The following is a 24499-nucleotide window of genomic DNA, read 5'->3' on the forward strand; positions in this document are numbered from 1 at the left end:
TTTGCCAAATGCAGTTATGCATTAAGAGAACAACGAAGACCGAAGCGGCGCACGGACGATCGTTGCCTTATGCTCGTGAATCCTTTAGACAAAACGGGAAGTGTGCATTGTCGTTCATCACGCACTCACTTTCGTGGTCTGCCATCGGTTCCTTCGATGATTCGGATATGGTTTTTGCTATGCGTCTTGAACCATTGGATTCCTTCACGCCATTCGGGTTGCGGCATTTCACGTTTCCAGCGATTTAGATCCTCGGTCATGTTGGCGAGACGTTCTGGTTCGGTTTTGGCTAGGTTGTGTAGTTCACTCGGGTCGCGATCTAAATTGTAGATTGCGTAGCCATAATCTTGAACGTAGATCAACTTCCATGGGCCATCACGCATGGCGGAAAACCAGAGCTTGTGCCAATAGAGTTTTTGATGAGGGACGGTCTTCGTTTCACCGGTCAGGTAGGGAAGTAGATTGACTCCATCGAGAGGGTGATCGTTGTCTGTATCGCTGGTTAGGTTGCTTGCGGCGGCTGCTACACAGGTGGGTAGAATGTCCAACGAACTGACCATCGACGAAAACTTTCCGCCTTCGGGAAACTTCTTTTTCCAATGCAACACAAACGGAACGCGAATGCCCCCTTCGAACTTGATTCCTTTGTGACCAGCTAGTGGAAAGTTACTCGACGCGTTTTGAGGGGGGCCACCGTTGTCACTTAAAAACCAGATCAACGTATTGTCGGTGAGCTCTTGCGCGTCCAATTCCGCCAGGACTTTACCGATGGCTCGGTCCATCGCCCAAACCATCGCGGCATAAGTGCGGCGTTTCTTGTTTTCGATATGACTGAACCGGTTGAGGTCCTCTTGTGTGGCCTGAAGCGGGCCGTGAGGTGCCGTAAACGAAAGATATAGAAAGAATGGCTTGTCCTGTTCATCGCGAATGAATTTAATCGCTTGGTCGCCAAGCACATCCGTCAGGTAACCGTCAAATCGAACTTGTTGACCGTTCTCTTCGATGCCGTGGTGGTTCCCTGGTTTATCGTCATTCTTCTCGTCGTAAAAATACTTGCGGCTTCCTTCTCGTAAACCGTAGAAATAGTCGAATCCACGGGCCGTTGGATAATGTGCATCGGAGCTGCCAAGGTGCCATTTGCCGATGATTCCCGTCCGGTATCCTGCCGACTGCAATTTCTGACCCAAAGTGACTTCATCGACATGCATGCCGTGTGGTTGAGGTGGCGAATTGGATTCATGCCCGAACCGTTGTTGGTAACGTCCAGTCATCAGCCCAGCCCGAGATGGACTACAAACCGACGCGGAAACATGCCCATCGGAAAATTGAATCCCTCCCTCAGCCAACCGGTCAACGTTGGGCGATTGAATGTCGGGCGATTTCTGGAATCCTAGGTCCTCGTATCCCAAATCGTCAGCCAGAATCAAAAGTATATTGGGTTTCTCGGCGAGGCAAGTTTGATAGGTAAGGCTAGTAAGCAGTAGATACGACGCTGTGATGGCGAATGAAAATTTAAACATGAAATATTCACAGGTTTGATGGATCGTTGAACAAGGTGGGTTACACGACGTGAACAAACACAGCACAATTCCGGCCACTAACGACTCACGCTTGGTGCCGCATTGTGGGAGGTGGAGTTTGTATTCCGCTGTAGCTCCCTTTTCGGTTAGCGAGACTCGTCAAGAGTCTCGGTCTGAACTGGAAAATGCCGAAAGCTTGACGACTTTCGCTACCACTGCGAACCCGAAAAGTAAGGGGAGACGGAATACTAGTTGAAGTTTAATAGCGTTTGCTGCAGATGAACACGGTCATATTGAATGTTCCAATACATTTTGGGAGCGGACGACGTCATTATATCCACGCGATCCCGTGGCCTTATCGTCGCGGCGTATGCTTGATGCAATCCAATTAATTGGTCGCGTTGAGACGATCACGTGTGGCTTTCCACGCCGCTTGACCTTTTTGCTTACGGATTGCAGTCGGTCCTGTTAACGGCCAGTTTGCGTCGGGCGAGTGAGCCTCTGCCATAATCGAAGCTGCGCGTAAAACTTGGTCGTGATGCGTCGGAGCGAGATCGGTTGACTCAGCTGGGTCGCTTTCGAGGTCGTAGAGTTGGAGATCGGCTTGTGGGCCATTCTTAATGGCTTTCCATTTGCCGAATCGACAGGCCTGAATTGGCTTGCCCTCATGAAGTTCCCAGTAAAAATAGTCTCGTTTCGGGGCGTCACCACCTTTGAAGAATGTGACGAGCGACTTTCCATCCGTCGTAACGTCGTTGACGCTCTCGGCTCCTGCCAATTCCAAGACAGTTGGTAGGAAATCCCAGAACGCCCAGGGCTGCTCAGCAACTCGACCAGCCGGAACGGTGCCGGGCCACCACGCTATAGCTGCCTGCCGTAGTGCACCTTCATGCAGTCCCCGTTTGTAGCCTCGAAGTCCATTACTTGCTTGTTTGAAAAGCGAACCAATTTCGCTCTTGGGGCTAAAGGAAGATCCGTTGTCACCACTGAAAATAATCAGCGTGTTTTCAGCGACGCCAAGTTCCTCTAGCGTCGCCATCAACTCGCCCATGTCATCGTCGAGACGAGTGATCTGTGCTGCATAGGCTTTCTGAGTCTTTGTCCAAGGCTTGTCAGCGTATTGCCCCAAATCGTCAATCTCGTGGCGGCCATGCGGGAGGGTCACGGCATAAAACAGAAAGAAGGGTTTCGAATGATGATCACGGACCCACTTGATCGTGTCATTTTGAATCCACTCTTGGGCATAGGTCTGACCAACCGTTTTGCCATCGTTACCTTCGAGCCAAGTTTTATCATGGTCGTTGTACAAGTAGCGTGGGAAATAGGAATGAGCCTCACGCTGGCAATTGTATCCGAAAAAGTGGTCAAACCCGTTTTTTAATGGATCGCCCGTTGTGTCGAAAAACCCCATTCCCCACTTCCCCGTGCAGGCGGTAGCGTATCCTGCGGCCTTTAGTGCGTCAGCGACCGTGGATGCGTCTTCGGGAAGTGGGAGTTGACCTTCAGGGGCGATTTCAAAGTTACCGCGAATGGGACAGTGACCGCTGTGTAGTCCAGTCATCAGCGACGCTCGACTCGGGGCACATACGGTCGTGCCGCAGTAAGCGCTTAGGAACCGGGTTCCCTGCTCTGACATGCGGTCCAAATTGGGTGTGGCGATCAGCTCTTGACCGTAACAGCCAAGATCACCCTGAGCCACATCATCACTGAGCACGAAAATAATGTTGGGTTTTCCAGCGCCGGCAGGTTTGATCGCCAAAATGGATAGGAAGGCGATGGCGCAAAGGGACCAAGCTTTCTTGCGTAACATGGGTGTCTTTTCAATGAAGAACACTATCGGACGAGCAATTAAGTGTTCAGAGGTTGCTCAAATGTGTACCGCCGGTCAACGTGGCCGACAAAAAAATTTCCTTCTTCGGTGCGGACTTTGATTCGTCTTGCTCTTCCTTGATGGTTGAGTCTACCACGCACAGAGTGCCAATGCTTCCTTCAGTTACTTACACGCTTTGGCTGAGTCGCTCGTGTTTAGAGGATTTCTACATTTTTGTAGGCCAGAACAGGTACTGGCCTACGATGTTCGAGCGTCCATTACGAAAATGCTTAGGCAAACCAAGCTCTCTTGCGGTCCTTCACTTTGTCCAATACGTCGAGCGTGATGTTGACATCGTTGACAATTTGGAAATCAAACATGCCCACGCAGATGAAGTCAGCCCCGTGTTTGAAGGCCCAATGGAAGCCATCTTCGGGTGAGATCGCGCCGGCAGCTAGTACCTTGAATCCCATCACCGGCACCTTGGCCTGTTCAACGAATTGGATGGTCTTTTCTTGGAAAGGGCAAAAGCAGTTGTCGTGGAATTGGTTGTGATCCGAACTGCGAGCACCGTCGACCTCAAACGGTTTGCGATTTTCCCGAGGATGGGCGGACCAGTAGTTATCGTGGTGCATCGTCTTCATGTAATAATCCGGAATGATGCCCTGGTCTCGGCATTCGATCAAGGCATCGACGGTGTGTGCACCTAGTCCGGCTACGTACCCTTGCTCACGAATGGTATCTAACATCAACGCAATCTTGTCAATCTCCTTGTCACGCACAAGCCAGTCGCACCAATTCCCTTGTACTTGAATGATGTCGACGCCGTAGTCGATGGCCTTATGGATATTCACAAGGTAGTCGTTCTTTTTTTTGTCAGGAGCAACTTGGCTAATCACCTTGATTTTCCCGCCGGTGACCTTTTTGTACTTCTCCATTAAGGCATTGGATGCAAAGCCAATATTGATCGCGTTGACGCCGGCCTGCTCAGCCAACATTAGGGTTTCGAAGATTTTTGCTTCTGTGTTGTAGGCGCGGAAGAGCGATGGCACATATCGCAAGTCCCGCGAGTGGGCCCAGCCACCGATCAAATTGCCACCCAAGACCAAACGACTGATGCAATGGTCACCGAGTTTGCCTTGGTCTAGCTCGCCTTTGAGTTCACTCAGATCCGCTGCGCCTATTTTGATGGTCGCGCCTGACATGGCATCAACATTACCATCGTTGTCTTTACGTTCTCGGTAGGCACAGAGGCCCACAAGACCCAACGCCGGTAGCGTCACCAAGTTTTTCAGTGAATCTCGTCGTGACGAAACAGTCGTTGATTCGTTGGATGCCGTTTCGCTTGATTTGGCTTGGTTGAATAAGGCAAGCCTGAGTCCATGCAACCCGTATCCTTCTTCTTTTGTCAGCGCCAACATTAATAGCGCTAGTGCTTCTACGAAAACCTTATTGACAATGAATAGGTTGCCGTCGGTCGTCCCTCCAATCGAGCCACCAAAGGGTGGATAGGCGAAGTAATAGAGCGTCAATAGTAGGACGCCCAAAACCGATGCGAACCGTGTTGCAAATCCAAGGGACAGAGCCAGCCCGATCGCCATTAGGCCATAGACATTGGCTGGATCTACAATCGCCATCATTGTCTCGGAGTCTGCAAGCCAATGATAGAATCCCGCGAAAGGGCCCTGTGCATGAGACAAATACCCGACTGAGGTCCAATCGCCAGCAGCCCATTTGGAAAAACCTTCATACAAAAAATGCCACCCGATGGCCATTCTCAACAGGGTGATGGCCAGTGGTTTCCATTTTGTTGTGTCCATGGTTACTCTCTCTTCGTTAGCATCACCTATGCGAGAACTACAACGCCCAAATTTGCGTCTCCCAAAGCTCTCGCATTTGTCTGCTAAGTGTAACTGATAGAGCTAAAAGTTGCGTGATTGATTTCGAACTCAGCGTGCCTGTTAGCAAGCGTTGATCGGCTATGGAATAAGGGTGATTCCTGCCCTTAGTGACCTAATCACGACGCCAATGCCGTTGCGGTACTGACCGTGCCGACTTGTTTGGATGCCACTGCATGTCCGGTTGCTGTTCTGAAATACCACACGCGATGCGACGATTTGCCGCAGCGTGGTTTAGCGTTTAGGAATGGTCCGAAAAACGCTCCACTCACTTTGTGCAAATTGTCGCAGAGACGATTAGGGGCGTGACCAAATATCGCAATTCGCTTTTCTTGCTCGGATTGTTGGCCTGAGATGCATAAAAAGTGCGTTTGGCGAGAAATCGCCAAAAAAACGAGTTCGACACGATTTTGTGTCCTAGTTTTGATTGGCACTCATTTTGAAGTGCTGTTTAACAACTCGATTTGGGGCCGATCGAGTTCGCAAAGAAGCTCAATATTCACGAAAGGCCATCTTGTGTTGCAAAAAAACATTAGTCGGCGGGACTTTACGAAACTAGCGACCGCGCTTGCTGGATCCCTCGGACTCGGAGCTGCTGCCGCTCCACGAACCGCTACCGCGCTGGAGAAGCTGGCGGCCGGGAAACCGAATGTCTTATGGCTTCAAGCACTTAGTTGCTCGGGCTGTACTGTCTCGGCACTCAACTCGTACCAACCTGATGCGATCGACTTGATTACCGAGTACATGTCGCTGCTGTTTCACTCGACCATCTCGAGTGCGACCGGCAGTCTTGCATCAAGTGTGATCAGCGAGACGATCGACCAAGGCGACTTTCTATTGGTTGTTGAAGGCAGTATTCCGTTGGGAATGCCGGAGGCGTGTATGTCCGGTGGCCGGCCTATATCTGAATTAATCGCTAAAGCCGCTGGTCGTGCGAAAGCGGTGGTCGCAGTGGGCACGTGTTCGTCCTTCGGTGGCATTCCGGCTGCGGAGAACAACCCAACGGGCGCAGTATCTGTTCGTGATTTTCTTGATAGTGAATCGATTGGAAAGCCGCTAATCAATTTGCCTGGTTGTCCATGTCATCCTGACTGGTTAGTTGGCACGTTGGTTCACGTCACCGAGTTTGGAATGCCGAGCCTTGATGATGATCTTCGGCCGACGATGTTCTACAGCAAAGTCGTTCACGACCAATGTCCCCGGTTCGCCGATTACGAACGTGGCAATTTTGCTGAGTCGTTCTCCGATTCAGGTTGCCTATTCAAACTTGGTTGCGTTGGGGCGAGAACCTTTTCGGATTGCATCCACCGACGTTGGAACGGTGGCGTGAATAGTTGCATCGATTCGGGGGCGCCGTGTATTGGGTGCGCCGGGAAAGATTTCGCGAAGAAAGCCGATTTTCCATTGTATCGAATTGGACAAGAAGACGCCCTCGTTACGGAGTTGGCACAGCGATGAAAAAGCAAACTGTAAAACTTACGATTGTTCTGCTCGTGGTGCTGATTGGAATTTGGTCAATTGCCCTTGTGGTCCAAAACCACCGGACGCTCGCCTCGCTTCAGTCGCTTTCGGATCAAGATCTCAAGCAATTGCATGATAACGAGCAGCGGACGGCTCATACGATATTCGAGGCCATGGAACGCGCTGTGGCGGAGAGCTTGCAACGCGGTGAAATGGAAAAGTTCAGTCGCCAACTCGCAGACCAGCGGTGCATCGACAATGTGATGGAATTTTCGTTATTTGACCGAGACGGCAATGTGTCGCACTCGTCTAACGAAACGGAAATCGGTCGCAAAATCGAGCCTGATGTGGCTCGCCAGATTGAGAACAGCGAAGGACTGACGGCGATTGAAAAGGAAGGAACCATCGAACTTTATCGGCCGCACATGGTTGTTGCCGACTGCGTCCGATGTCACAACACTTGGAAAACGGGTGAATCAGGTGGGGTGGGGTATCTAAAGTACTCAACTGCCTCGACCGAAGCGGCAAAACGGCAAGCAGCGTCGACCATCGCAGAAACTCGCCAAGACGTGGTCTATGGATCGGCAATAACGTTGGTTGTCTCGTTACTTGTCGCCACCGTTGCGATTGTTTGGTTGATACGCCGGATGATTTTCATTCCCGTCGTCCAGCCACTCGCTGCAGTCGCCTCGGGTTTTGAGATCTTATCCAAAGGCGACTTGACCGTCCGCGTCGAAAATGACGGGCACAACGAAATGGCAGATGCCTTCAACCATTTCGTCGATCGGCTTCACAACGACATTGGCCGTATCGCCAAAGGTGTCCGGCGTATGTCCAGTTCAGGTGAAATGCTTGGCGGATCATCGGAACGATTGGCCGGGACGGCTGCTGAGGCACAGCAGGCGTCAAGTAACACCGCATCCGCTGTCGAGGAGATGTCCGTTACGATGGATAGTGTTTCCGGATCAACGGGTGACATGGCCACTAGTTTTCGTACGATTGCGGACGCGGTCGGGAAGCTCGCCTCATCAGCGACCGACATGGCGGAAAGCGCCGATTCGGCGTCGGCACAGTCAAGCCAAGCGGCGACATTGGTTAGTCAAAGCAATGAAACTGTCACGCGTCTAGCCGGAGCAGCGGAGGAAATTGGTCGCGTCGTTGAAGTGATCCACGGCATTGCGGAACAGACCAATCTGTTAGCTTTGAACGCGACGATTGAAGCTGCTCGAGCTGGTGACGCAGGTCGCGGTTTCGCAGTGGTGGCATCCGAAGTGAAACAGCTAGCCAATCAAACAGCCAAGGCGACTGACGATATCAAAAAACGCGTCGCGGCGATTCAAGACGGCAGTAGCGAAGCGATCACCTCAATCGGTGAAATCAATTCCGTGATTGAACAGGTGGACGAACTTTCAAGATTGATAGCAGAATCGACGGAAACTCAGAGCAGTGAAAGCCGACTGATCGCAGAACGCTGCGGCGAGTGTTTGTCGTCAGCCGATTCCGTATCCCAATGTGTGAATGAATCCGCGTCGGCAACCCGCGAGATCGCGGAAAGCGTGACGCGATTGGATCAATCGTCACGTGTTACCGCCGAAGAGGCACAGCGGACTCAAGTCGCTGGAACTGAAATCAATGATCTGGCTCATGACATTGAAGCACTCGTGACGGTCTTCAAGTTGTAGCGTCCTTCAAGTTGTAGCGTCGAGCCGTGTCTGATTGCCACGCAGAACATGTGTGTGTGGTGGACACGACGGTATGCTAATGAACGGCACACGCCAAGCACGGGTCAAAGGACCGTACCACGCGTGCTGCTTCGAGTGGATTCTCTACATTATTCACAGGTGTTCCCATTAACGCCTGTTCGGTGGCACCGGGATTTCCTTCATCATCGCGTGGTGAACAATTCCAGGTTGTAGGGACGACGCACTGGTAATTCGAAATTTTTCCGTTGCGGATCTGTAGCCAATGTCCGAGTGCTCCGCGTGCTGCTTCGGTTAGTCCTGCTCCCGTTCCCGTTTGGGGGATTGTGAACGGCGTGTTCGTTGGCTCCTCGGGAGCAAGCATCTCGACCCACTCGAGCATCTTGGTAGCTACAATTTTCGCTTCGAGTGCACGGCTCAAATGACGTCCTAAAACGGATGGCAATGCGGTCGCATCAACGGCGAGCGCTTCTAAGTATTTGTCAACCAGATTAACCAGATTCGGATCTGTACCGCGTTTGTACGCGGTCAACACTCGTGCCAATGGACCGACTTCCATCACCTGACCAGCGTAGCGTGGTGCCTTGATCCAAGAGTAAGCCTTATCCTTATGTGGGTCAGGGGCCGATGCACCCGAGGAAGGATGTATGCCCGATGGTGAAGAGAACCGAGAGTAGCAAGTGTCCTCGGTGATTTGATCTTGGTGAAACGTTTGCAGCTTTCCGTCCATCAGCACGCCGGGAGAGAAGGTTGGCTCTTCCGATCCCGTGGGTTGGCCAAACATTCCATAGGTTAGGAAATTTCCACAACCGCGTCCCACTTCAAAATAGTCAGGAAAAGCGGTGGCCACTCGTTGCACGTCGGGTAGATAAGCATCATCGATGAATGTTGCCACTCGCTTGAGGGCCGAGCGAAAGCGAGCTACTTTTCTAGCGGTGACCGATTCCGTGACTCCCCCTGGAATCAGACCGGGAGCGTGCGGCAGTTTACCGCACCAAATCGCTCCCATTTGGTGAGCCAACGCACGCATTTCTAAAGCGATGACGTAATTCTTCAGGCCCATTTCATTTGTGAGGGCATCATCCGCGTAGTTTCCCTCGTAACGTGGGAACAGAGGCGCAAGTGGGAAAAGTTGCTGAGTTTCGATTTGAGTTTGCACCCAAGTTTGCAGATTGCGAAGCGTCGGGTCGGAGCCTTCGTATTTCTGAATCGCAGCCAAGTCGATCCAGTCGACTGCCGAGAGATGATAGAAATGAAGTATATGGCTTTGCAGAAAATTCGAGCCTTGGATTAAGTTTCGTAATAATTGCCCGTTTTGCGGTGGTGCAACGCCGTAGGCCTCTTCCTGAGCCATGCAAGAGGCGATGCCGTGAGCCACAGGGCAGACACCACAAATCCGCTGCATGATTTGCTGAGCGTCCATCGGATCACGTCCCTGCAGAATCGCTTCAAAACCGCGAAACATTTCTCCAGAGCATTCAGCAGTGATGACTTTTCCCTCTTCGACGTCGACGCGTATCGACAAATGGCCTTCGATTCGTGTTAACGGGTCAATCGTGATTTTGCGATTCATGCTGTTGTCTCCGTTGGTGCTGACGCAATTGGCAATTGGTCGGTAACATAACAACAAGGTGGCTGTTAAGTCACGAGTGATCGTGCAAACAATTTTTCCAAAATCGGAATCCTCACTCTCGTGGGTGTGTGGCGGCCGTCAGTGAGGCGTAGGCGAAACTTATCGCGTGGCACGCGATGAAGGGAAAACCACTACAATGGCACCAGGGCAACAGACAAAAAAGTGAGGCTAACGGTGCGACCCGAACGGTGGCGAGTCCGAGTGAAAGGCGTGGTGCAGGGCGTTGGCTTTCGGCCGTTCGTTTGGCGTTTGGCACAAACCGAAGGACTAACCGGATGGGTCCGCAATGATTCGATAGGAGTTCTGGTCGAGGTTCAGGGTGGAAGCGATAGACTGAGTCAATTTTGTGATCAAATCCGAAACGAGGCGCCACCGCTTTCCATCGTTAGCGATGTTCTGGTTGAAGTGATTGAACGAAAACACGATGAACTTTCGTTTCAAATCGACATTTGCCAAACCGATGCGGATCCTCATGCCCTTGTCTCTCCGGATGTGGGCATTTGTGCGGAGTGCTTATCTGAAATCAATGATCCGGCGAATCGGCGATACCGATACCCATTTACGAATTGCACGGCGTGTGGTCCCCGCTACACCATCATTACGGATCTTCCCTATGATCGGCCAAGTACGACGATGGTCGACTTTGCCATGTGCCCGACCTGCGACCGCGAATACAACGATCCCACGGACCGTCGTTTTCACGCTCAGCCCAATGCGTGTCCAGATTGTGGACCATCGGTATGGTTTGTCAAAATCGGTGATGTCAAAAGCGGTGATGTTGAAAGCAAGAAGCCGGCCTGGAATGGGGATGCGATCGAATCGGTGAAGCAAACGATTGCGGAGGGCGGAATCGTTGCGATTAAGGGAGTTGGCGGTTTTCATCTCGCTTGTGATGCAAGGAATTGTGACGCAGTCACAGCACTGCGAGCGAGGAAACAGCGAGTTGAAAAGCCGTTGGCAGTGATGGTTGCTGATGTGGTGACCTGTGAAACGTTCGCGATTCTCAGCGATTCAGAACGAGCACTGATTGAAAGTCAGCAACGTCCAATCGTGCTTTTGCGCCGGCGCGGTGGCGTTAATCTTTGGTGTGATGCGGTTGCTCCTGGAAACGACTTCATTGGCGTGATGTTGGCGTATTCGCCTCTGCACGCATTGCTGGTGGAGCCCGGTCAAGTGTGGGTGATGACATCGGGAAACTTATCAGACGAACCAATTGCGTATGAAAACGAGGACGCGATGGAGCGGTTGGCGACAATCGCCGATGCCTTGCTGTTTCATGACCGGCGAATCGAGACGGTTTGCGATGATTCGGTCCTTCGAGTTTTGGATGAAACGGTGCTTCCGATTCGGCGATCGCGCGGCTATGCGCCGCTTCCCATTACCGTACCGACCGACGGGCCTCCGCTGCTTGCCGTTGGCGGTGAAATCAAGGCGACTGTCTGTTTGAACAAAGGAAACCAGTGTTTTCTTAGCCAGCACATTGGCGACATGGGAAATCAAGAGACCTTGTTGGCGATGGAGCGAGCCGTGGATCATCTTGTGCGGTTGTATTGCGTCGAACCCGAGTTGGTCGTTGCCGATCTTCATCCCGGATACTTGTCGACGGCGTGGGCAGAACGTTTTTCGATCAACCGCGGAATTCCCTTGCAAAGAGTTCAGCATCACCATGCGCATGTCGCATCGCTGCTTGCCGAGCATTCTATCTCGCCCGAGGTAAAGATCATCGGTGTGTGTTTTGATGGAACTGGTTACGGAACCGATGGAGCAATTTGGGGTGGAGAGTGGTTGATTGCGAACGCGTGTGACTTTCAGCGGTACGCACATCTTTCCTATGTGCCACTGCCGGGTGGTGATGCCTGTATCCGCCATCCTGCAAGATCTGCATTGGCCGGTTTATACCAAGCTGGGATTTCGTGGTCCGAGTCGTTCGCGTGTGTCGAAGCGACTGCGTCTACGGATCAACGGTTGTTAGAGCAACAACTTCAGCGGAATTTTCGCTGCATACCGAGCAGTAGTATGGGGCGACTGTTTGATGCTGTTGCTTCGCTTTGCGGTGTGCGTCATCAGGTCAGCTACGAAGGGCAAGCCGCGATGGAGTCCGAGGCCATCGCCGCCCGAACGATGGAGACGACCGACTTACCGCCCTATGAAATTGTGGTCAGTGACCACGAGGTGCGTCGATTCGACGCGGAGCATTTAATTCACCAAGTCGTTTCCGACCTTCGTCGTCACCGATCGGTTGCTGAAATTTTGGCCCGATTTCATTTGACGATCGCAGAAGCGATCGTGCGGATCAGCAACGATGCCCGTGCAGAACACTCCATCGAACATGTGGGACTAACCGGCGGTGTGTTCCAAAACGCATTGCTGACGCAATATGCACGAAAACGGTTAACCGAGGAGGGGTTCGAGGTGTTGACGCATACGACTGTCCCACCAAATGATGGTGGACTTGCACTGGGCCAAGCGTGGATTGCACGGCATTCGAATCAACACAAGCAAGCATAGAATGATACTCGCCGTTGTCCTAGAATAGAGTGACACTTCAAACCACTTCCCTTTTACCTTTATCGCCAAAATTATGTGCTTAGCTGTTCCGGGACAAGTCGAATCGCTGTTTGTCGAAAATGATACTCCCATGGGTAGGGTCAACTTTGGGGGAGTTATCAAGGAAGTGTGCATGATTTACCTGCCGGAGATCACCGTTGGCGATTACGTCATCGTCCATGTTGGGTTTGCGATTAATCAAATTGATGAAGAATCGGCACAAGCAACATTAGAGTCGTTTGCCGAACTCGGTTTACTTGACGAGGAAATCGAGGAATTGCGAGCAAGCGGAGACGAAGCGTGAAGCACTTATCGGAGTATCGTGATGGCGAAAAATCGTTGAAACTTGCTGCTGAGATTTCTCGGATCGCCACTAGGCCCTGGGCCATCATGGAAGTTTGTGGCGGCCAAACGCATTCGATCATTCGCAATGGAATCGATCAGATATTGCCAGAGCAGATCGAGATGATTCATGGGCCTGGGTGCCCGGTTTGCGTGACGCCGATCTCTGTGATTGACAAGGCATTGGAAATTGCCGCTCGTCCGGAGGTCATTTTTTGTTCCTTCGGCGATATGCTTCGGGTCCCGGGAACCGGTTCCGATTTGTTTCGTGTCAAAGGCGGCGGCGGTGACGTGCGAATCGTTTATTCGCCGTTAGATGCGGTGAAGCTTGCTCGAGCGAATCCGGGAAGTGAGGTCGTGTTTTTAGCGATCGGTTTTGAAACCACGGCGCCGGCGAACGCCATGGCGGTCAAGATTGCGAAAGATCAATCGATCAAGAATTTTTCTGTCCTCGTGTCGCATGTGCTTGTACCACCAGCGATCGAAGCAATTATGAATTCAGCTAACAACCGAGTGCAGGCGTTTTTGGCCGCAGGTCACGTTTGCAGTGTGATGGGGTTCCATCAATATCCTGCAATCGCCAGCAAATACGGGGTGCCAATCGTTGTCACTGGTTTTGAGCCACTCGATTTGCTCGACGGCATTCGGCGCACGGTCCTTCAACTCGAGTCAGGCAAAGCGTACGTTGAAAACGCTTTTCCGCGAGTCGTTAGCGAAGCGGGTAACGAGGTTGCTCAAGAAACGATTGCCGAAGTTTTTGAGATAACCGATCGTGCTTGGCGAGGAATCGGAGTGATCCCTGAAAGCGGCTGGAAACTGAGGCCTGAATACGCTGATTTTGATGCTGAGTTGAAGTTCAATGTGCCGCAGGTTGCACAGGAACATGTCACGATTTGCCGTGCCGGCGAAGTGTTGCGTGGTGCGATCAAGCCGCACCAATGTGAAGCCTTCGGTAAACAATGTACGCCAAGAAATCCGCTCGGTGCGACGATGGTTTCGAGTGAAGGAGCGTGCGCTGCGTATTACAACTATGGAAGATTCGTGAAACCATGACGAAATTGGACCCGATCGAAATTCAATCGCCACAATGTCCGGTACCACTACGTGACTATCCCGAAGTGATCCTCGCGCATGGCGGAGGAGGTAAGCTCTCTTCGGAGTTGATCGAGCATGTTTTCGCACCTGCATTCGCTAACGAACATGTGACTCTGCTAAGTGACTCGACGCCGCTAAACTTGCCAAACCAACAAATTGCCGTTTCGACCGATTCGTTCGTCGTCCAGCCGTTGTTTTTTCCGGGCGGCAGCATTGGTGAATTGGCGGTCAATGGAACGGTCAATGATTTGGCGATGAGCGGCTCACGGCCACTGTTTTTGACAGCAGGGTTTATCATCGAAGAAGGTCTGCAAATGGAACAATTGCTCCGCATTGCAAATGACATGGGGCGAGCAGCAAAAACAGCAGGCGTTTCGATCATCGCGGGTGACACAAAAGTCGTCGAGCGAGGATGCGGTGACGGTTGCTACATCAACACGTCGGGGATTGGGGTGCTACTACCGGAGCGAGCGATTGCCATTGACCAAGCCCGCCCAGGTGATGTGGTGATTGTCAGTGGGACCGTCGGTGATCATGGCGTCGCAGTGATGAGTGTGCGTGAGGGCCTTGAATTTGAAACTCAAATCCAAAGTGACTGTGCACCATTAACTGCATTGGTACAAGCGATGCTCGACGCTGTCCCCAACATCCATGCGATGCGGGATCCAACGCGTGGTGGCGTTGCGATGAGTCTGAACGAGATCGCCGATGCGTCGGGGTGTGGAATCGAGCTTGACGACGAAAGTATACCGGTGAGAGGCCCCGTGCGTGCGGCATGTGAGTTTTTGGGGCTCGATCCGTTGCTGGTCGCGAACGAGGGGAAGCTGATTGCGATTGTTGCGTCTAGCGACGCCGATCGGTTGCTCGCTGCCATGAAAGCTCATCCGCTTGGTCGCGATGCGGCAATCATTGGCCGCGTGATCGAAGACAAGAATCGATTGGTGGTTGCTCGCACGCCCGTGGGAACCAAGCGGATCGTTTCCGTGCCGATCGGCGAGCAATTACCGAGGATTTGCTGAAATGCATGAACTGTCGATCGCGCTCAATCTTCTCGAAGTGGCACAGCAGACGATGAGCGAACATGCGGAGTCCGAACTTGTCGCAATTCATATTCGACTTGGGCCAATGTCCGGTGTCGTCCGGGAGGCACTTGAATCGGCCTACTTAATTGCTCGCGAAGAATCCTTTTGCCCAAATGCCGCGTTGGTGATTGAAGAAACCGAGTTGATGGTCGATTGTCCAAAGTGTGGCGATCACCAAGTCGCGGTCTCTTTGAATGATCTTCGCTGTCGAAAATGTGGTACGGTATCGGGCCGGATCGTTGGTGGACGCGAAATGGAAATCTCAGCACTCGAAGTGAAGGACGAATAGCTCTGATGACACGACTAGTAGAAGTTCGGACACAGATTCTAAAACAGAACGACGTGGTTGCGCGAGAGCTACGCAAACAGTTCGCCGAGCAGCGACGTTTTGTCGTTAGCATGGTGTCGAGTCCAGGATCGGGCAAGACACAATTGTTGCAGCAAACGCTTCAACTTCTTGGGGAACGATACCGCGTCGCGGCGGTCGTTGGCGATTTGGCAACCGAGAATGATGCTGCGAGATTGGCTAGTTCAGGAGCGATGGTCAAACAGATAACCACCGGCACGCTCTGTCATTTGGAAGCAGAGATGGTCCGCGAGGCGATAAAGCCATGGGATGACATCCCTCTTGATTTTCTGTTCATCGAAAATGTTGGCAACTTGGTTTGTCCGGCTAGTTATGATCTCGGAGAAAATTGCCGCCTCGTCCTGTTCTCCGTTACCGAGGGTGAGGACAAACCGAGGAAGTATCCGACGATATTCAACACTGCGGATGCCACCGTGATTACCAAGATGGATCTAGCCGAGGCGGTGGAATTTGACGATCCCGCAGCAAGAGCGAGTATCGAGCGGGTGCGTCCAGGGATGGAAGTGCTTCACGTATCGGCAAAAACGAACGAAGGCATGCCAGCGTGGATCCATTGGCTTGAGTCACACCTTCCCGCATCGATTCCATGAATCCAGTAGTTCGATCACGCGGGCAAAGGCGGCATCGAGGTTTACCCGTGCGTCCGACGAAAGCCCTTGGCCGAGATCGAATTGGTAGCCACGAATTCCCAATACCCACGCCTCGGGCACGTGATGAAAATGGTCATGACAGATCGCCAATACCGCGCCAGGTGAAACGCTGTGGCTGGTGAAAGCGATTTCGGTGGTCGGGGCGAGTGACTCGAGATTGAACGGCGGCGGTGCAGAGATACTGGCGTCAATAAACAGGACTCGCTCATAGTTGGCCAAGCTTGCCGCGTCCTCGATATTGAGTTGATAGTCGGCATCGGTTTCGAAATCCGACCGGTTGAGATTGGCAAGTCGTTCGATCAAGGCTGGACCGAGACCGTCGTCACCTCGCTCGGGGTTACCGCAGGCCATGACGAGATTGCATGGCCGCTTTTTAGGTAGACCGTTTATCGGTAGCCCACTCATCCGCGAGTTCGCTCGTCCAAAATCGTTCCATCGGGGCCGATCAGTTGCACGAGTAACCGCATCTGGCCCAACGCATGTGTCGCGCAACTGAGGCAAGGGTCATAAGCGCGGATGCCCACTTCGATGGAGTTTAGCATTCCTTCGCTGATCTCGGCTTGTCCTTCGAGATATTGATCGGCGACCACGCGAACGGCTTGGTTCATCGCTTCGTTGTTGTGGGTCGTCGAAACGATCAGATTGCCTCTTCGAATTTGGTCATTGTCATCAACCTCGTAATCATGGATCAACGTTCCGCGTGGAGCCTCGATGATCGCAACACCACGGTCGCGACGCTCGCCGGTTGTGGTCAGTTCGCCGCGAAGCACGTCAGGATCAGCCAGCAATTCACGCATCTTCTCTGCGCTGTGTACTAGTTCGATCAAACGAGCCCAGTGATACGCCATCGTGGCATGAATCGGTCGACCTTTTCCGAGTGCCATGAATTCTTGGCGTTCCTCTTCCGCGATCGGTGTGTCAATGAAGTCACAGTTGTTGATGCGGGCAAGCGGTCCGACTCGATACCATCCCTTCTCTTGCCCCCTATCATGAATGAATGGGAATTTCATGTAGCTCCAATTGCGGACGCCTTCTCGGATCACATCGAGATAGTCTTCTGGTTTGACTTGATCAAAGATGATCTTTCCATCGGCATCTTTGGCGCGTAGATTTCCGTCGTACAAATCCAAGCAACCGTCTTCTCGCACGATGCTGAGGAAGTTGGACTCGAATGTGCCGAACGGGAGCAACTTTTCGGCGCTTGCGAGTGTGACATCTTTGCAGAGCTTTAGTCCTTCAACGCCCCACTCGAGCATCGTGTCCACTTCCGCAGCCAAACGATCACGATCCTCCTGTGACAAGTGCTTGTTGACACCACCGGGAATCGAACCGGTGCCGTGGATCTTTTTGCCAGCGGTCGCCTTAATGACCTCCTGGCCAAATTTCCGCATCAGTACCGCCTTTTTAGCGACTTCGGGGTACGCCTGGATCACGCCAATTACATTCCGCTGCGCAACGGGAGCGTCGAATCCAAATAGCAGATCCGGCGAAGAGAGATGGTAGAAATGCAATGCGTGAGATTGGAAAGTTTGGCCGTAGTGCATCAACCGACGGATTTTTTCCGCTGTCGGTGAGAGCGAATCGGCACCAACGATCATGTCACACGCTTTTGAGGCGGCCAAGTGATGGCTGACCGGACAGATACCGCAAAGCCGCTGCACTAACACAGGAACTTCCCAGTAGAAGTGTCCCTGCACAAAACGCTCGAATCCTCGGAACTCGATAATATGCAGCCGAGCCTGCGTCACATGATTATCTTCATCCATCTGGATGGTGACTTTGCCATGTCCTTCGACCCGCGTGACAGGATTGATCACGATCTTGCGAGTGCCGTTTTGTGTTGCAGTCGTCATTATCTCTGCCTTTCGGATCAATCGTATTTTAATAGTTCGTAATCGAGTACCGGTTCGCGTCCTTCAAGCAAGGCCACGATGGCAGCCCAAAGAGCATCGGCCGACGGCGGGCACCCAGGGATGAAGTAATCGATCTTGACCACTTCATGCGCGGGGTAAACACGGTCCAGCATGATCGGGATGTCGGGATCGTTGGGAATCACGCCATCGATGACCGACGGTCCGCGAAGAAACGCTTCTTCGAGGCATTCACGTAGCGGAACAGTGTTGCGCATCGCAGGCACACCACCGGTCAACGCGCACGCACCAATCGCAACAAGAGTTTTGCAGTTCTTGCGGAACATTCGCAAGAATTCGACATTTTCGTCGTTGCTACATCCTCCTTCGATGATTCCGATATCGACGACACGATCGAATCGCTTTTTGTCGTTAATCGGAGACTTATCGAACTCGACCAGTTCCGTCAGTTGCAAGATCCGCTCGTCAATATCGAGCAACGACATGTGGCAACCGAAACAGCCGGTAAAATGCCCGGTGGCGATAGTAGGCTTGGACATTGGAATGAAATCCTTCCGATACTTTAGTGATCAGTGAGACGCAGCCTGCTCGATCTCCGAACCAATTGGGTTATGGTCGTACTTGCGCTCCCCGACGGGGACTGAGTAGCCGACGCGTTTGGTGCGCAAACAACCGGTTGGGCAAACGTGGGCTGCCGCGTCTGCGACATCCATCAGTGTTTCGCCTAATCCATGCTCGGCGTTGACGGTGATCACTTTTTCGATGCCACGCCCCTCAAAGGCGAACACTGTCTTACCATCCTGCAAAGCCGAAGCCCGCACACAACGACCGCAAAGAATGCACAAATCACGGTTAATAAAGATGTCGGGATGCGTCGCATCGACCTCGCGGTGCGTTTCGATGTAAGGCAGTTTCGGGACGACCATTCCCAACCGATATCCCTCGGCTTGCAGTTCGCAATTACCACTGGTTTCACACGAAGGACAAAAGTGGTTGCCTTCGACAAACATCATCTCTAGCACAGTACGCCGATGAGCGTTCAATTCCTCGGTGTCGTTTTCAATCGTCATCCCCTCTTCTACTGGGATGGTACACGAACTCCGAGGCCGTCCATCGACCTTCACAACGCATAGTCGACAGTGACCTCGTGGCGGAAGATCCTTGTGGTGACAAAGCCGTGGAATGTAAATTCCCGCATCGTCAGCCGCTTCGATGATCTTTTGGCCCGCTTTGGCCTCCACTTGCTTTCCGTCGATGGTAATGGTGACGGTCTTGTCTCTCATCGTTGGGTTCCCTCTCTGTTCAATGAATTATCGGGATCGATGCACTGGCCGTTTCAGTTTAAGAGTTTGTCACGGCAGGTTCTCCTGTTTCGATCTGAAACAATTCGCGACCAGAGGCAGTACAGCCAGCCTTCAAGGCTTTGTTCAGATCCAGACGCGGATAGTAGTCGCCCTCTTGTAATCGTGCTTCGTACAATTCGGGGAACTGTTCGATCGTACTCAGAATCGGATTGGGCGCGGTTAGCCCTAATCCGCATTGACTCATCGTTTTGATCGTGCCGCACAACTGTTTTAGTTCGTCAAGTTCCCTATGGGTTGCATGCCCGTCGAGGACTTCACGAAGATCTTTCAGTAACAGCGTCGTGCCGACACGGCATGGTACGCACCATCCACACGATTCCTCGGCGAAGAATTCACCGAACTGGTACATGTATTCCAATATATCGCGATCAGGCCCAAAGATAATGATCGAACCGCCCGTCGGAAGATCTTCGAACGCGATGCTACGCAGGTAGTCTTTCGGTCCAATGCAGAAACCCGATGGACCGCCGATTTGAACCGCTTGGGCGTCCTCGGCATCCACTTGTTGTAGAAGCTTTTCGACAGTGATGCCGTACTCGACTTCGTAAACACCCGGCAGGCGGCAGTCACCTGAGATGCTGAGCAGTTTCGTTCCCTTGCTCTGCTCTGTTCCCAGCCGCGAGAACCATTGGCCGCCATGTTCGAGAACACGCGAAACACCGCAAAACGTCTCGACGTTATTCACCAGCGTCGGCTGTTCCTTGTAGCCGCGTTCGACAGGGAACGGCGGTCGATCTCGTGGCGCGCCCCGTTTGCCTTCGAGCGATTCAATCAGAGCTGACTCTTCGCCGCAGATGTAAGCGCCTGCAGCGGCTTGGATACGGATATCGAAGTTGAAACCCTCGATGCCGCAAATGTTGTTTCCAAGTAGACCTAGTTGACGATGATTCGCCAGTGCACGTTCAAGGCTTCCGCGAAGGTAATCATATTCGCCGCGTAGGTAAATCATTCCTTCTTCGGCGCCGATCGTGAATGCGGCGATTGTCATGCCGTCGAAGACAAGCTCTGGATTCTCCATTAGGATCACACGATCCTTGAATGTTCCGGGTTCGCCCTCGTCCGCATTGCAAATCACGTAATGCGATTCGCCTTTTGAGGTTCGGCATTTTTCCCATTTACTGGCGGTGGGGAATCCTGCGCCGCCACAACCACGCAAATGAGATGCATAGAGCTCGATAATGACTTCCGCGGGCGTTTTGCGAATGGCCTTGCGCACCGCATCGCCACTTTCGTAGGGCCCCAACAGAATTGGCCCACTTTGGCGTAGGTTCTTTCGCACTCGCGCCTGCGGCAATGTGTCAATCTCGTCACCCGAGCAAATCGCAGCAACGATTCCGGGAACATCCTCGGGCTTCAGTTGGGTCAGCGCGATTCCGTTAACCAACACGCTGGGGGCCTGGTCGCTGAGGCCAATACAGGAAGCTTTTTCAAGAGTCACCTTGCCATCTTCGGTCGTCTCACCGAGAAAGATACCGAGCTCTTTCTCAAAGGCTTCGACCAATTCATCGGCGCCATTCATGCGCTCAACGACAGCCGTGCAAATGCGGATGACGTTTTTCCCTTGAGGCGAGCGGGAGAAGAACGCATAAAAACTGACCATGTCTCGAACTTGAGCACGATGGATGCCCAAATTCTTAGCAATCAGTCCGATGCTGAGTTCAGAGAGATGCCCCAGCCGCCCGTGCACGGCCCGGGCCACATCCATCAGTCGCGTAGGATCATTGTTAAACTGATGTGCGATCTGTTCGATGATCGCAGTCGTTTCCTTTGGCATGGTACAAGCCCCCTGCCTGGTAGGAGAATGAACGGTTCAGAATGCAAATCAATTCGTTCCAGAACTTTCTATTTCTGGAACATAACAACTAATGAATTGAATTGAAAGGAAAATCAGCGCGCAAACATGAAGTTTTTGTGATCTTTTTTGTGCCCGAAAGTAGAGGGAAGTGAGTCGGGAATGCAGACTCAAATGAACCTTCTAAAATGGATGCAATCGATTGCACCGGCTTTGCGCCAGTGCAAGTCCATTCGCGCCAGTGAGAGTCCCTTCATGGGGCGACGCGCGATGCAGCTGAGTAGGGATTGGCGTGCCGAAAGAACGGTGTGGCCTTGGCATGCGAATTATCAACGGTGCAACTACAATCGTCGCACCGTTGAATTTGATAGACAAAGAAGGCACGGCGGTATTACTCGTTGGCTTGCATTCGCCATACGGGTCTCGCATTCGCTGAGATTTCTTGATCGATCTCGTTCATGCGTGCCTGCATCTTTTCGACTCTTTCGGGATGAGCTTCAAAGCTGTTGAGTTCTTCACCGATATCGTTAGCGAGATTGAAAAGGAAGGTTTGTTTCGCATCGGTAGTCTTCGGATTTGCTTTTCGTTTTGCCCGATTCGACTTTTCAAGGTACTTCCAGTCACCGATGCGAATCCCTTCGAGGTTTCCTTGAGCGGAGTAGAAAACAAACTCATTGCGCGGCGACGAATCGCTTGAAAAAGTTTCTGAAATATCGATGCCGTCAATCTTGTTTCCCTTGGAAAGCGGTTTGCCAGCGAGTGCAGCAATCGTCGGTAGCAAGTCGATCGTTGATACCAATGCATTGGTTTCGGTTCCCGCAGGGATGCGGCCTGGTCCCCACATCACACAGGGCACCCGTTGGCCACCTTCAAATGTGGTTCCCTTTCCGTCTCGAAGCGGAAATGCGTGCCCACCATGGTTTTTAAACTGTAACCACGGTCCATTGTCGCTGGTATAGATCATGTATGTATCTTGATCCAATCCGAGTGCGCGAATCGTGTTCGTTAAACGTCCCACTTCTGCGTCAATATGTTCGATCACGCATTTGTACGCATTTGCGGGGTTCGCATCATAGGCATCCTCCGGAACGTAGAGCGGAATGTGTGGCATGGAATGCGGCAGATAAAGAAAAAATGGTTTTTCCTTGTTCGCCGTGATGAATTCGATCGCCTTGTCGGTGTATCGCCGGGTGATCGTTCGTTGGTCTACGGGTAACTCGACAATCTTTTCGTTTTGGATCAGCGGTGTATTCCAATGGGTGATACACGATTCCTGGTCCTTCCAAAGCTCATCCGATGGGAGCTTGGGCTTTCCCTTGTTGTCGGGATGGTTCATGTCGTTGGAGTAGGGGATTCCGAAGTAGGAATCGAAACCATTCGAGCGTGGCAACGTTTCGGGATGATGTCCGAGATGCCATTTACCGACGCAAGCGGTTGCATAGCCTATTGTTTTAAGGTGATCCGCGATCGTGTATTCGGTTGAGTTAAGCCCATAGTCGCTCTTGGGGAACAAGACATGGCGATGCATTCCCACTCGTTTCGGGTAGCAACCTGTCAACAGTGCGGCACGAGATGGCGAACATACCGAACACGCTGAATAGAAACTTGTGAACTTGCGTCCTTCGGCGGCCAGGCGATCGATGTTGGGCGTTTGGATTGTTTTCGAGCCGAAGCATCCAAGATCGTTGTAACCTTGGTCATCGGTGAAAATGATGATGAAGTTGGGCTGATCCGATGCACTGCAATTCAAAGTCACGGCATTGGTTATCAGCACAGACAAGAGCAAACCGAGTCGTACGCTCAGCAATGGAAAAAGTCGAGTTTTTTGAGTCATGAGTCACCGACGCAAAGGAGTGTTAAGGCGGGATGGAAACGCAGCCAAGACAAATATAGCCGATTTGAGCCAGCCGTTTCGTTAATGCAGGACAATCCGGCATATCGCGTCATCGAAGTCTAGCAACGTCCTGCCGTAATCTCATTCCTCCGTAATCTCGGATTGTGTTCAGGTGCGAGTCGCATGCGAAACGTGGCCAGCGAAACATCACAAATCCGATGGTGATTTCAACCTCCGTCCGACCCGACACACGTTTCGCAGGCCACTGATAATACGATTCACAAGCCGCATCGCTCATCGAGCCGATGGTGTATGCTTGGGGGCAAGGTGCCCCTTTGTGGAGGTCCTGGTCATTCCTTTTCACAAATCCTTTTCACGAAACCACGGGTCCGCAATGAAGAAGGTTCTATTGATATTGGGTGGTGTCGTTGCATTGGGGATTCTCAGTTGTGGTGGGTTCCTCTTTTTTGCCGCGTCCAAGAACGCGGACATCATTGGCGACTTTTCCAAGCTGATCGCAACTGGCAATCCGGATCAGTTTCTCGGCGAGTGCACTCCTACGCTTGCCAAGCAACTTGAACGTCCACTGGTGGGGAAATGGATGAGTGCGATAAACACAAATCTGGGAACGTTCAAAGATACGGACTTAAACGGGTTCGATTACAACACGTCGTGGAACAATGGTGTGCAGCGGACAGAATCATCGGGAGTCGCCAACTATGAAAAGGGGACAGCCAGGATGGATGTTGTTTATGTCGATGGGAAAATTGATGGATTCGAGTTCGACAGCCAACAGATGCCAACCGATTGGTTTCTAAGACTCGATGACACCAGCTTTTACCAAGAGCAAGCGAAAGCGTTTCTACAGCGAATGGTTGACGGGGAAGCCGATGCCTTGTACGCGGAAATGCATCCGGCACTGAAAGAAGTCAAGTCACTCGAAGCGTTCGAGTCTGACATCGCTGCGATGCAGCAGTGGGGTGGTGCGGTAAAAGAGATTCATATCGTTGGCGACGCGTTTGATGACGTTGAGAAAGGGCAAGTCCTGAGGGTGGAAGCCGAAATTCGCGGAGAAAAAGCAACGTTGCCTGCATCAGTGAAGTTTGAGTTTACAGGATTGGCCGCGCCGATTCTGGGATACGGAATCAACAATCCCTCTGCCAACGAGGCACCGTGATCGATTGAATTCGATTCGCGACGTTTCTTCGGTTTGTCAATCAATATGACGGGACGCATGGGGGTTGCATTGGGACTTATCGAGTGTGTCTGGCAAACAGGTGATTTCTAGCAAACAGGGAATTGACGACGCGGCAATTCAGCACCGCGGTGGATGCAGGAGCGCCACGTCCGAATGACGGAGAATCGATACGGTTCCGCGTTCCATGAGGAACGCCACCTTCCAAAGTCGGACGCGTTGGTCATGGTTACACCGGTCATGGTTACACCGGTCATGGTTACACCGGTCATGGTTACACCGGTCATGGTTACACCGGTCATGGCTACACCTCCGACGGCCTTGCTTACTATTAGACG

20 protein-coding genes are annotated in these 24499 nt (G+C 52.1%); 9 read left to right on the top strand and 11 right to left on the bottom strand.

Features of this window, described 5'->3' with window-relative positions; genetic code table 11:
• Window positions 1-125: 125 nt before the first annotated feature.
• From CA13_RS26345 to CA13_RS26355, 3 genes are all read right to left on the bottom strand, one after another.
• A complete protein-coding gene (locus CA13_RS26345) occupies window positions 126-1520 on the bottom strand; it encodes a sulfatase-like hydrolase/transferase (protein ID WP_146401778.1) in 1395 nt (464 codons plus the stop codon).
• A 388-nt stretch (window positions 1521-1908) separates the two neighbouring features.
• Window positions 1909-3330, bottom strand: a complete 1422-nt coding sequence (locus tag CA13_RS26350; protein ID WP_146401780.1) for an arylsulfatase — start codon at window positions 3328-3330, stop codon at window positions 1909-1911.
• 290 nt (window positions 3331-3620) lie between these two features.
• Window positions 3621-5150 carry a DoxX family protein gene (locus CA13_RS26355; protein ID WP_146401782.1) on the bottom strand — a complete coding sequence of 510 codons (1530 nt, stop codon included), beginning with the start codon at window positions 5148-5150 and terminating at the stop codon, window positions 3621-3623.
• Window positions 5151-5744: 594 nt separating this feature from the next.
• Here CA13_RS26355 and CA13_RS26360 point away from each other — a divergent pair.
• Both CA13_RS26360 and CA13_RS26365 read left to right on the top strand, forming a co-directional pair.
• On the top strand, window positions 5745-6686 hold the full coding sequence (locus CA13_RS26360) for a hydrogenase small subunit (protein WP_419194850.1): 942 nt from the start codon (window positions 5745-5747) through the stop codon (window positions 6684-6686).
• Window positions 6683-8371 carry a methyl-accepting chemotaxis protein gene (locus CA13_RS26365; protein ID WP_146401786.1) on the top strand — a complete coding sequence of 563 codons (1689 nt, stop codon included), beginning with the start codon at window positions 6683-6685 and terminating at the stop codon, window positions 8369-8371. The genes CA13_RS26360 and CA13_RS26365 overlap by 4 nt, the downstream gene beginning before the upstream one ends.
• Window positions 8372-8447: 76 nt before the next feature.
• On the opposite strand, the gene CA13_RS26370 is transcribed toward CA13_RS26365, so the two are convergent.
• The gene (locus CA13_RS26370; protein ID WP_146401788.1) at window positions 8448-9962 is read right to left on the bottom strand and encodes a nickel-dependent hydrogenase large subunit; all 1515 of its coding nucleotides are present in this window, start codon (window positions 9960-9962) and stop codon (window positions 8448-8450) included.
• Window positions 9963-10196: 234 nt separating this feature from the next.
• Between CA13_RS26370 and hypF the strand changes: the two genes are divergently transcribed.
• The 6 genes from hypF to hypB all read left to right on the top strand — a co-directional run bounded on the left by hypF (window position 10197) and on the right by hypB (window position 16045).
• On the top strand, window positions 10197-12530 hold the full coding sequence (hypF, locus tag CA13_RS26375; RefSeq protein WP_146401790.1) for a carbamoyltransferase HypF: 2334 nt from the start codon (window positions 10197-10199) through the stop codon (window positions 12528-12530).
• Window positions 12531-12603: 73 nt separating this feature from the next.
• Window positions 12604-12873 (top strand): HypC/HybG/HupF family hydrogenase formation chaperone, encoded by a 270-nt coding sequence (locus tag CA13_RS26380; protein ID WP_146401792.1) that lies wholly within the window; start codon window positions 12604-12606, stop codon window positions 12871-12873.
• Entirely contained in the window at window positions 12870-13964 is a 1095-nt protein-coding gene (hypD, locus tag CA13_RS26385; protein WP_146401794.1) for a hydrogenase formation protein HypD, read from the top strand. Before CA13_RS26380 ends, hypD begins: the two co-directional genes overlap by 4 nt.
• The gene (gene hypE / locus CA13_RS26390; protein ID WP_146401796.1) at window positions 13961-15025 is read left to right on the top strand and encodes a hydrogenase expression/formation protein HypE; all 1065 of its coding nucleotides are present in this window, start codon (window positions 13961-13963) and stop codon (window positions 15023-15025) included. The genes hypD and hypE overlap by 4 nt, the downstream gene beginning before the upstream one ends.
• Before the next feature lies 1 nt (window position 15026).
• Complete coding sequence (locus CA13_RS26395) at window positions 15027-15377, top strand: hydrogenase maturation nickel metallochaperone HypA/HybF (RefSeq protein WP_146401798.1); 351 nt, start codon at window positions 15027-15029, stop codon at window positions 15375-15377.
• 5 nt (window positions 15378-15382) lie between these two features.
• Window positions 15383-16045, top strand: a complete 663-nt coding sequence (gene hypB / locus CA13_RS26400) for a hydrogenase nickel incorporation protein HypB (protein WP_146401800.1) — start codon at window positions 15383-15385, stop codon at window positions 16043-16045.
• Here hypB and CA13_RS26405 read toward each other — a convergent pair.
• The 6 genes from CA13_RS26405 to CA13_RS26430 all read right to left on the bottom strand — a co-directional run bounded on the left by CA13_RS26405 (window position 16019) and on the right by CA13_RS26430 (window position 22966).
• Complete coding sequence (locus tag CA13_RS26405) at window positions 16019-16456, bottom strand: hydrogenase maturation protease (protein ID WP_419194851.1); 438 nt, start codon at window positions 16454-16456, stop codon at window positions 16019-16021. The genes hypB and CA13_RS26405 overlap by 27 nt on opposite strands.
• A 50-nt stretch (window positions 16457-16506) precedes the next feature.
• Window positions 16507-17958 carry a Ni/Fe hydrogenase subunit alpha gene (locus CA13_RS26410; protein WP_146401804.1) on the bottom strand — a complete coding sequence of 484 codons (1452 nt, stop codon included), beginning with the start codon at window positions 17956-17958 and terminating at the stop codon, window positions 16507-16509.
• A 17-nt stretch (window positions 17959-17975) separates the two neighbouring features.
• Entirely contained in the window at window positions 17976-18515 is a 540-nt protein-coding gene (locus CA13_RS26415) for an NADH-quinone oxidoreductase subunit B family protein (protein ID WP_146401806.1), read from the bottom strand.
• Between the two features lie 30 nt (window positions 18516-18545).
• Window positions 18546-19259, bottom strand: coding sequence for a 2Fe-2S iron-sulfur cluster-binding protein (locus CA13_RS26420; protein ID WP_146401808.1), 714 nt, complete (start codon window positions 19257-19259; stop codon window positions 18546-18548).
• 58 nt (window positions 19260-19317) lie between these two features.
• Window positions 19318-21114, bottom strand: coding sequence for an NAD(P)H-dependent oxidoreductase subunit E (locus CA13_RS26425; protein WP_146401810.1), 1797 nt, complete (start codon window positions 21112-21114; stop codon window positions 19318-19320).
• Between the two features lie 409 nt (window positions 21115-21523).
• A complete protein-coding gene (locus CA13_RS26430; protein ID WP_146401812.1) occupies window positions 21524-22966 on the bottom strand; it encodes a sulfatase family protein in 1443 nt (480 codons plus the stop codon).
• 394 nt (window positions 22967-23360) lie between these two features.
• On the opposite strand from CA13_RS26430, the gene CA13_RS26435 reads away from it, so the two are divergent.
• The gene (locus CA13_RS26435; RefSeq protein ID WP_146401814.1) at window positions 23361-24143 is read left to right on the top strand and encodes a hypothetical protein; all 783 of its coding nucleotides are present in this window, start codon (window positions 23361-23363) and stop codon (window positions 24141-24143) included.
• Between the two features lie 107 nt (window positions 24144-24250).
• On the opposite strand, the gene CA13_RS26440 is transcribed toward CA13_RS26435, so the two are convergent.
• On the bottom strand, window positions 24251-24463 hold the full coding sequence (locus CA13_RS26440; protein WP_146401816.1) for a hypothetical protein: 213 nt from the start codon (window positions 24461-24463) through the stop codon (window positions 24251-24253).
• Window positions 24464-24499: the final 36 nt, after the last annotated feature.

The sequence above is a fragment of the Novipirellula herctigrandis genome (assembly GCA_007859835.1).
Taxonomy (GTDB): domain Bacteria; phylum Planctomycetota; class Planctomycetia; order Pirellulales; family Pirellulaceae; genus Novipirellula_A; species Novipirellula_A herctigrandis.